General features: G+C 59.9%; 1 protein-coding gene. It reads right to left on the bottom strand.

Annotated elements, in window-relative coordinates:
• Positions 1 to 51 precede the first annotated feature (51 nt).
• The gene (locus DRB19_RS29655) at positions 52 to 1,089 is read right to left on the bottom strand and encodes an IS30 family transposase (protein WP_114189511.1); all 1,038 of its coding nucleotides are present in this window, start codon (positions 1,087 to 1,089) and stop codon (positions 52 to 54) included.
• Between the last annotated feature and the right edge of the window lie 63 nt (positions 1,090 to 1,152).

Below are 1,152 nucleotides of genomic sequence, written 5' to 3'. Positions count from 1 at the left end.
TGTGGAATCAAGCCGAAGTGCGACGGTTGGCGGGCATCGGTCCCCGGTCGGTCAGGGACTTCCGGGGCGGAGCTGATCAGGGTTGCACAGCCCCGACAGTCCCGGATCTAGAGAACTCATCAGGACCTCTTTGGGTGTGCGATAGCCCAGGCACTTGCGCGGCGTCCCGTTGAGCCGATCACAGATCTCAAGCAGAGCCACCTCGGGCAAGGTGGCAATGTCCGCGTCCCGTGACAGAAAGCGCCGAACCCGGCCATTGGTGTTCTCGACCGTGCCTTTCTGCCAAGGGGCCTGTGGCTTGCAGAAATAGCTGTCCATGCCGAGCTTCTGCTTGAGCAACGGATAATAGGCAAACTCCGTACCGCGGTCGAACGTGATCGACAGACGCGCCGTCTCTGGCAGGACTTTCAGCTTCTCGATCATGCCGGTCATGACCCCGGTCGAGTTGCGATCTCGGTTGCGGGTCAGGATCGTGTAACGGCTCTGGCGCTCAGTCAGTGACGTAAGGTTGTGCTTGCCCAGTTCCTTGCGGAACATCATCAGATCGCCTTCCCAGTGACCAAAGCTGGTGCGGGCTGCGATTTCCGGTGGACGTTGCTCAATGGTGTTGCTCACCGGAATGAAAAGACCGCGAGGCTTGCGCTGGTAGCGCACCCGCCGCCGGCGCCGTGCCATGGGTAGATCCTGGTACAGCCCGAGCTTTTGTCCTTGGGAGCTGTAGACGAACCGGTAGATCGTCTCGTGCGACAACCGTTCAGGAGCACCGGATGCCCGCAGACGGCCAGCGATCTGCTCTGGCGACCATCCAGCTTTGAGGCGATCCATCACGTAGACCGCGAGCACCGGTTTGCGGGAGAGTTTGCTCAGACGCTGACGCCGGGCTCGAGCCTGCATATCGGCAGCAACATGATAGTAGCCACGGTAGAGCGGCTCTTCATCGTGAACCCAGTTCCGTTTGATCTCCCGATAGATGGTCGACCGATGCCGCTGTAGGCGGTCGGCGATCACACTGATCGGGATCTTGGCCGCGTGCATGCGGGCGATCTCACGCCGTTCAGCCAGGCTCAGATGGATGTAGGGCAGGGTCATTCAGCCTCCGAGTGTAAATCCCTTGTTTGTAACGGAATTCGCACTTCAGAATAGAATCCACCC

Origin of the sequence: Microvirga aerophila (assembly GCF_003332305.1) — a bacterium.
Classification (GTDB): domain Bacteria; phylum Pseudomonadota; class Alphaproteobacteria; order Rhizobiales; family Beijerinckiaceae; genus Microvirga; species Microvirga aerophila.
This window is presented reverse-complemented; position numbering and strand designations above follow the sequence as displayed.

Coding starts and splice junctions, on each gene's coding strand:
- DRB19_RS29655 (WP_114189511.1), bottom strand. CDS start 1,089: ATGACCCTGCCCTACATCCATCTGAGCCTGGCTGAACGGCGTGAGATC.